General features: G+C 72.9%; 8 protein-coding genes and 1 pseudogene. 7 read left to right on the top strand and 2 right to left on the bottom strand.

The annotated features are described in order from the left end of the window. The first annotated feature begins 373 nt into the window (after positions 1-373). The 4 genes and pseudogenes from D471_RS0109340 to D471_RS0109325 all read left to right on the top strand — a co-directional run bounded on the left by D471_RS0109340 (position 374) and on the right by D471_RS0109325 (position 4,297). Positions 374-1,405 (top strand): iron-siderophore ABC transporter substrate-binding protein, encoded by a 1,032-nt coding sequence (locus D471_RS0109340; protein WP_017598377.1) that lies wholly within the window; start codon positions 374-376, stop codon positions 1,403-1,405. 19 nt (positions 1,406-1,424) lie between these two features. After that, a pseudogene (locus tag D471_RS33650) lies at positions 1,425-2,448 on the top strand (FecCD family ABC transporter permease). Positions 2,449-2,486: 38 nt separating this feature from the next. Further along, positions 2,487-3,506 (top strand): FecCD family ABC transporter permease, encoded by a 1,020-nt coding sequence (locus D471_RS0109330; RefSeq protein WP_017598376.1) that lies wholly within the window; start codon positions 2,487-2,489, stop codon positions 3,504-3,506. Beyond that, positions 3,503-4,297: an ABC transporter ATP-binding protein gene (locus D471_RS0109325; RefSeq protein ID WP_017598375.1), complete on the top strand. Its 795-nt coding sequence runs from the start codon at positions 3,503-3,505 to the stop codon at positions 4,295-4,297. Before D471_RS0109330 ends, D471_RS0109325 begins: the two co-directional genes overlap by 4 nt. Before the next feature lie 62 nt (positions 4,298-4,359). On the opposite strand, the gene D471_RS0109320 is transcribed toward D471_RS0109325, so the two are convergent. Together D471_RS0109320 and D471_RS0109315 are read right to left on the bottom strand one after the other, a co-directional pair. Beyond that, the gene (locus D471_RS0109320; protein ID WP_017598374.1) at positions 4,360-4,848 is read right to left on the bottom strand and encodes a GbsR/MarR family transcriptional regulator; all 489 of its coding nucleotides are present in this window, start codon (positions 4,846-4,848) and stop codon (positions 4,360-4,362) included. Between the two features lie 10 nt (positions 4,849-4,858). Next, positions 4,859-5,476 (bottom strand): TetR/AcrR family transcriptional regulator, encoded by a 618-nt coding sequence (locus D471_RS0109315; protein ID WP_017598373.1) that lies wholly within the window; start codon positions 5,474-5,476, stop codon positions 4,859-4,861. A gap of 84 nt (positions 5,477-5,560) precedes the next feature. Here D471_RS0109315 and D471_RS0109310 point away from each other — a divergent pair, with 84 nt between their 5' ends. The 3 genes from D471_RS0109310 to D471_RS0109300 all read left to right on the top strand — a co-directional run bounded on the left by D471_RS0109310 (position 5,561) and on the right by D471_RS0109300 (position 7,224). Further along, positions 5,561-5,977: a VOC family protein gene (locus tag D471_RS0109310; RefSeq protein WP_017598372.1), complete on the top strand. Its 417-nt coding sequence runs from the start codon at positions 5,561-5,563 to the stop codon at positions 5,975-5,977. A 77-nt stretch (positions 5,978-6,054) separates the two neighbouring features. Further along, on the top strand, positions 6,055-6,480 hold the full coding sequence (locus D471_RS0109305) for an HD domain-containing protein (protein WP_017598371.1): 426 nt from the start codon (positions 6,055-6,057) through the stop codon (positions 6,478-6,480). A 111-nt stretch (positions 6,481-6,591) separates the two neighbouring features. Next, positions 6,592-7,224, top strand: coding sequence for a TetR/AcrR family transcriptional regulator (locus D471_RS0109300; protein WP_026127560.1), 633 nt, complete (start codon positions 6,592-6,594; stop codon positions 7,222-7,224). Positions 7,225-7,348 lie beyond the last annotated feature (124 nt).

The raw sequence follows: 7,348 nt of genomic DNA, 5'->3' as shown, positions 1-7,348 counted from the left end.
GGAACCGCCGGGGCCGCCGACGGCGGCACGTCCGCCGCCGTCTCGCCGGTACGGGAGCGAACGGTCTCACCGGTTCCACACAGGCACATGTCTTCCCCTCGTCCGTCCCGGGCCCGGCCGCGCGCCGCGGGCCTGTCCGGATCCACCCTGGCACAGGTCCCCGTGTGGCGGGTGGAACGTCGCTGAGGTGGGGAGTTGGCGCGCCCAGAGGTTTCAGATTTTTTGAAATAGGCGAGAAGTGAGGTTAGACTAACCTTGGTTCTCGCCAGGATTGTCCTGTTCTGTCCTCCGCGACACCCCTGGGGTCCCCACCCCGCGCGGCCTCCCGGACACGAGGCGACCTCCTCCCCGTCACGAAGAAAGCAGCGTCAGCATGGACTCCACTCTCCGCCGCCTGGGCGGTATCGGAACGACCGCCCTCCTGGCCGTGGGCCTGGCCGCCTGCGGCGCCGAGCCCGCCGGTCGAGACGGCGGGGAGACCGCCCCGGGCGACGGGGCCTTCCCCGTCAGCATCGAGCACGCCCTCGGCTCGGCTGAGATCCCCGAGGCGCCCGAGCGCGTGGTCACCCTCGGTCAGGGATCGGCCGAGACCGCGATCGCCCTCGGCGTGACCCCGGTCGGCATCGAGAGCTATGAGTGGGGCAGCGACGAGACCGGCTACCTGCCGTGGATCCACGAGGCCGTCACCGAGGCGGGCGACGAGCTGCCCACCCAGTTCACCGGAGCCGACGACATCGACTTCGAGGCCGTCATCGAACTGGAGCCCGACGTCATCCTGGCCCCCTGGTCCGGGATCACCCAGGAGCAGTACGACATCCTCACCGACATCGCGCCCACGGTCGCCTACGCCGAGGAGGCGTGGAACGCCGAGTGGGACGAGCAGATCGAGGTCATCGGCCAGGCGCTGGGCCGGCCCGAGCAGGCCCAGGGACTCATCGAGGACATCGAGGGCCGGTTCGCCGCGGTCGCCGAGGAGCACCCCGAGTTCGAGGAACTGGTCTTCTCCTACGTCTACACCGACGGCCCCGGCACCCTCGGCGTGCTCATGCCCACCGAGCAGCGCGTGGCCATGGTCAGCAACATGGGTCTGACCGTCGACCCGGTCGTGGAGACCCTCCCCGAGACCGAGGGCACCGACTCGGCGCTCATCGGTCTGGAGAACGCCGACCAGCTCAGGGACAGCGACCTGATCTTCACCTTCTACACCGACGCCGAGACCCGCGCCGAAATCGAGGCGCAGGACCTCTACGCGGCGATCCCGGCCATCGAGCGCGGTTCCGTGGTCGCCAGCGACGACACCTCCTTCGTCACCGCCTCCTCCATCATCAACCCGCTCACCGTCCCCTGGGTCATCGACCGCTACGTGCCCCTGATCCAGGAGGCCGCGGAGAAGGCCGAGGGCTGACCCGACCGAAGCACCGATCGTGAACACACTCCCGGCGCCGCCCCGGAGGGGTCCCGCACGCACCACCGTCGCGCTCGGCGCGGGTGCGGCGGCCCTGGCCGGGGCGGTCGTCCTCAGCCTCGTCCTCGGCGGGCGGCCCACCCCCCCCGCCGAACTGTGGGCGGTCCTGACCGGTGAGGCGGACGACTTCACCGCCGCCGTGGTGGCCAACCGCGTCCCGCGCACCGCCGTGGGCGTCCTCGTCGGGGCCGCGCTGGCTCTGGCGGGAACCCTCATGCAGGGCGTCACCCGCAATCCGCTCGCCGATCCCGGACTACTCGGCGTCAACGCCGGAGCGGCGGGCGCGGGCCGCGGTGGTCACGGCCACCGCCCTGTTCGGATCGCTCTCGACCTCCGAAGCCCTGTGGTGGGCACTGCCCGGCGCGCTCCTGGCCGGACTGACCGCCCACGCCGTGGGCAGCCGGGGCGGTGACGGCGGGATGGCCCGCCTCGTCCTGGCCGGCGCGGTGGTCTCGGCCGTCCTGAACGCCTATGTCCAGGCGGTCTCGCTGAGCATGCCCGAGGTGTTCGACACCTACCGCTACTGGGTCGTCGGCTCCCTGGCCGGACGGGACCTCGACGTCGCCGTGACGGTGCTTCCCGTCGTGGCCGCCGCGACGGTCGCGGCCCTGCTCGCGACCGGAGGACTCAACGCCCTCGCCCTGGGAGAGGAGGCCGCCGTGTCCACCGGGGCCAACACCGTCCTGGTACGCGCCTGCGCCCTCGTCGCGGCCACCGTCCTGGCCGCCGCGGCGACCGCGGCCGTGGGACCGATCGCGTTCGTGGGACTGGCCGTGCCGCACATCGTCCGGGGCCTGGTCGGCGTGGACTTTCGCCTCCAAGCGCCCTTCGCCCTGCTCGTCGGCCCCACGCTGCTGCTGCTCTCCGACGTCGTGGGCCGTACGATCGCCCGGCCGATCGAGCTCATGGTCGGCGTGGTCACCGCGTTCGTCGGCGCGCCCGTGCTCCTGTACGTGGTCCGCCGGATGCGGGGCACGGCGTGAGCCGCGGGTCGGCGCGAAGCCGGGGGCCGGCGGGTCCCGTGCTGAGGGTCGGGCGCGTGATCGCACTGCCGCTCCACCCGCGCGCCCTCCTGTGGACCGCGCTGTACGTCCTCCTGCTGGTGGGGATCGCCGCCCTCACCCTCACGCTGGGCCGCCTCGGCGTCCCGCTCACCCGGCTGCCCGCCGTCATCGCGGGCGCGGGGGAGGGCACCGAGACCTTCGTGCTGGAACGGCTGCGCGGGCCGCGCCTGGCCGTGGCCCTGGGAGCCGGAGCCGCCCTGGGCATCGCGGGCGCCCTGTTCCAGTCCGTCACCCGCAACCCGTTGGGCAGCCCGGACGTGATCGGGTTGGGCGCGGGCGCCGGGGCCGGAGCGGCCGTCACGGCCCTGCTGCTGCCCGGCGCCGTCCCCGTCCCGCTCGGAGCCCTGGCCGGGTCGGCGCTGGCCATGGCGGCCGTGGCCCTGGCCACCGGCAGCGGGCTGCGCCACCCAGGCCGCCTCATCGTCGCGGGTATCGGTGTGGCCGCCATGGCGCACGCCTTCACCCAGTACGTCGTCGCGGTGCTGGCCAGGGACGAGGCCTCCGTCCTGCACTCCTACATCTACGGCAGCCTCGGGGCCCGCTCCTGGGACCACGCCGCCACCATCGGGATCGCGGTCGCCCTGGCCGTGCCGTTCGCCGCGGCGCTGGCCGGACCGGTCGCGGTCAACGAGATGGGCGACGAGCTCGCCGACTCCCTCGGGGCCCGGGCCGGACGCACCCGTACGGGTGCGATCACGCTGTCGGTGGTGCTGTCGGCCGCCGCGGTCAGCGTCGCGGGGCCGATCTCCTTCGTGTCCCTGACCGCCCCGCAGATCGCGCGCCGGACCACCGGGGCGCCAGGCCCGAACCTGGCGGTGTCCGCGCTGGTCGGGGCGCTCCTGCTGGCCGCGGCGGATCTGGTCGTGCAGCAGGCCCCGGCGGCGGAGGGTCTGCCGGTCGGCATCCTGACCATGGCGCTGGGCGGCGTGTACCTGGGATGTCTGTTGGTTCGTGAATGGCGAAAGGGTGTTCTGTGAGTGAGGGCAACGGTCCGGTGCTGGCCGCGGAGGGCCTCACCCTGGGGTACGGGTCCGACCCCGTCGTGCGCGACCTCGACCTGGAGGTGGCGGAGGGGGAGTTCACCGTCATCGTCGGCCCCAACGGGTGCGGTAAGTCCACCCTGCTCAAAGCGCTGGGCCGGGTGAACCCGCCGGTGTCGGGTCGGGTGCTGCTGCACGGCCGCGACATCCGCGCCCAGCGTGCCAAGGCGGTCGCCCGCCGCCTGGCACTGCTCCCGCAGAGCCCGCTGGCGCCGGAGGGCATCACCGTCCGCGCCCTGGCCACGCGCGGACGCTTCCCGCACCACACCCTGTTGCGGCAGTGGAGCCCGCGTGACGAGGAGGCCGTCGACGAGGCGCTGGAGCTCACGGGGATGGCCGACCTGGCCGGAGTCCAGGTGGGATCGCTGTCGGGCGGGCAGCGCCAGCGAGCGTGGGTGGCGATGGTCCTGGCTCAGGACACCGGTGTGCTGCTGCTGGACGAGCCGACCACCTACCTGGACATCGCGCACCAGTACGAGCTGCTGGAGCTCTTCGCCGACCTGCACCGGAAGGGCCGCACCATCGTGGCGGTCCTGCACGACCTGGCCCAGGCGGCCCGGTTCGCCACGCGCCTGGTGATGATGTCCGGCGGCCGTGTGGTCGCCGACGGCCTGCCCGAGGACGTGGTCACCGCACGGCTCGTGGGGGAGGTCTTCGGGCTGGCCTGCGATGTGGTGCCGGACCCGCGGACGAGGACTCCGCTGGTCATCCCGCACGAGCGGCCCTGAGCCGCGCCGCGGGTCGCACGCCCGGGCCGGGTGGCGGACCGCCCGGCCCGCACCCGCCCGGCTCAGCGGTCCCGCCGCGCCTTGTACTCCTCCCAGTGGGCGAGGAGGGTGTCGTGGTAGTCGTCGAGCCAGGTCATGTAGTCGTACATGTTGCGCAGGCGGTTGCGGGACGGGGCGCTCAGCGCGGGGAGCCGGTCGAGGGCGGACCTGGCCAGATCACGCTGCTGCCTGAGGTAGCCGCGCTCGTTGCGCAGGAACCCGCCCCACACGTCCTCGTCCATGGTGATCAGCCGCGAGCGCCGGTCGGGCGCCTCGGTCAGGGTGACGAAGCCCAGGTCCGCCAGGCGGCGCACCGACTGCGAGACCGAACCGCGGCTGACCTGGGCGCCCTCGACGACCTCCTCGGCGGTGACCGCCTCGCGGTCGGCGACCAGGAGGAAGCCCACGATGCGCCCCTCGGCGCGGGGGCGGCCCTGCGACTGCCAGTACTCGGAGAAGCGCCGGACGAAGTCGGCCCTGAACTCCCGCTCCTCCCGTTCGCTCTCCGACATGCGGGCCAGCCTATCGCTCACCGCGCGTGGTCGCCGCCGGGTCGGCCCGCAGCGACTCGAGCATCCCCGACAGCGCCGTCCACACCTCCTCCGGGTCGCCGTCCGCTCCAGACGCGGCCAGCCACAGGGCGGCCTCGTTCATCGCGCCGGAGAGCAGGTGGGCGAGCGGGGCGATCGGCTGCGGGCGCAGCAGTCCAGCCTCGGCGAGCTCGGTGAGCGCCTCGGTCAGGTGGCGGGCCGATCCGGCTTCGTCCATGGCCCGCCAGGCGGCCCAGCCCAGTACGGCGGGGCCGTCCACCAGCATGATCCGCTGTACACGCGGGTCCGTGCTGGCGGTGAGGAACGCCCGGCACCCCGCGGTGAGCCGGGCCCAGGGATCGTCATGGGCGTCGGCGGCCTTAGCCACACGGGCGGAGACCTCGGCCTGTACCTCCTCCAGGACCGCGCGGAACAGGTCGCTCTTGCCGTCGAACTGGTGGTAGAGGGCGCCCTTGGTCACCGAGGCCGCGGCCACGACCTCGGCCAGGCCCACCTCGGCGTATCCGTGTTCGGCGAACAGCCGGCGGGCGTGCCCGAGCAGTGCCCGCCGGGTCCGTTCGCGTTGGTGCGCACGGGCGGTCGCGGCCATCGGTTCCCTCCCCGCTATTGACATACCTTCGGTACGCCAATAGTGTACCTTCACATACCAAGAGTATGTGAAAAGGGGTCGACCATGCGCCTGACCAGTTTCTACCCGGTGATCTGCACGTCCCGGATCGAGGAGACGCGCGCCTTCTACACGGATCTGTTCGACTTCGAGGTGACCTTCGCCGCCGACTGGTACGTGAGTCTGCGCCGCCCCGGTCCGCCCGCCTACGAGCTCGCCCTCCTCGACCACACCCACCCCACGCTGCCCGAGGCCCACCGTGCCCCCGTGCGCGGCCTGCTGCTCAACCTGGAGGTGGAGGACGTGGACGCGGAGTGGGAGCGGTTGGTCGAGCGGGGCGGTCTCACCCCGGAGCTGTCCCTGCGCAGTGAGGAGTTCGGTCAGCGGCACTTCATCGTGGCCGACCCCGCCGGCGTCCTCGTCGACGTGATCACGCCGATCGAACCCTCGGCCGCGTTCGCCGACCAGTACACGGGCGGCTGAGGGGGCCGGGCCCGGCGGCGGTCGCGGCGTTCGGAGCACAATGGCTCCGAGGGCCACACGAGGGAAAGGAGGCGCGCATGCGACTGGAGGAGGCCTCGCGGCTGGCGGAACGGGCGCACGCGGGGCAGACCGACAAGGCCGGGCGGCCCTACGCCGAACACGTCTTCGCCGTGCGCGACCTGCTCGCGGGGCACGGAGAGCACGCCCAGATGGCCGGGGTCCTGCACGACGTGTTGGAGGACACCCCGCTGACCGCCGACGACCTACGTGGCCACGGGGTCCCCGAGGCGGTCGTACGCGCGGTGGAGTCGGTGACGCGCGGGCCGGAGGAGTCCTACGACGACCTCGTGCGCCGCGCGGCAGCCGACCCCCTGGGCCGGCTCGTCAAACTGGCCGACAACGCCCACAACTCCGACGAGGGCCGCCTGGCCGCGCTCCCTCCCGACCGGGCCGCGCGCCTGCGCGCCAAGTACGCCCGAGCCCGGGAGCTCCTACGCGGTTGAGTCCCGGGGAGGGTGTGCGTCGGCACGTGCAGGAGGTACCAGCCGGTCGGTATGCTGTCCTGGTCGGTTGCGGTTCGTCCCCGGAGGCGGGGACGCGAAGTGAGGCTGGACATGGCGCGAGTACAGCGAACGGTCGGAACGGACTCCGGAGACGGGGCCGCGCCTGAACGCGGAGCCGTGCCCGAACGCCTGCTCGGGGTGGCCACACGGCTGTTCGCCGAGCGGGGGTTCGAGGGGACCTCGGTCCAGGAGATCGTCGCGGCGGCCGGGGTCACCAAGGGCGCGATGTACCACTACTTCGGCTCCAAGGACGACCTGCTCTACGAGGTCTACGCGCGTGTGCTGCGGATGCAGACCGAGCACCTGCTCCGGATCGCGGCCAAGGACACTCCGGTCGTCGAGCGCGTCCGCGAGGCGGCGGCCGACGTCATCGTCACCAGTGTCGCCAACCTCGACGACACCGTCATCTTCTTCCGCTCCATGCACCAGCTGGACCAGGACAAGCAGCGGACCGTGCGCGCCGAGCGGCGCCGCTACCACGAGCACTTCCGCGACCTCGTCCAGCAGGGGCAGCGTGAGGGCGCCTTCCGCGACGACGTGCCCGCCGACCTGGTCGTCGACTACTTCTTCGGTTCGGTGCACCACCTGGGCACCTGGTACCGCAAGGACGGCGCCCTGTCCGGGGAGGACGTCGCCCGGTACTTCGCCGACATGCTCATCAGCGGCCTGCGCCCGCGGGACTGAGAACGGGCGGGGCCCGAACGCCCGGTCCGACCGGGTGCCCGGGCCCCGCGGAGGCGGGGTAGGGGCGCACGCGCCCCGGCCCCTACCGGTACCGGGCCAGTTCGGCGCGGGCCAGGGAACGCAG

Source organism: Nocardiopsis lucentensis DSM 44048, from assembly GCF_000341125.1.
GTDB lineage: Bacteria > Actinomycetota > Actinomycetes > Streptosporangiales > Streptosporangiaceae > Nocardiopsis > Nocardiopsis lucentensis.
This window is presented reverse-complemented; position numbering and strand designations above follow the sequence as displayed.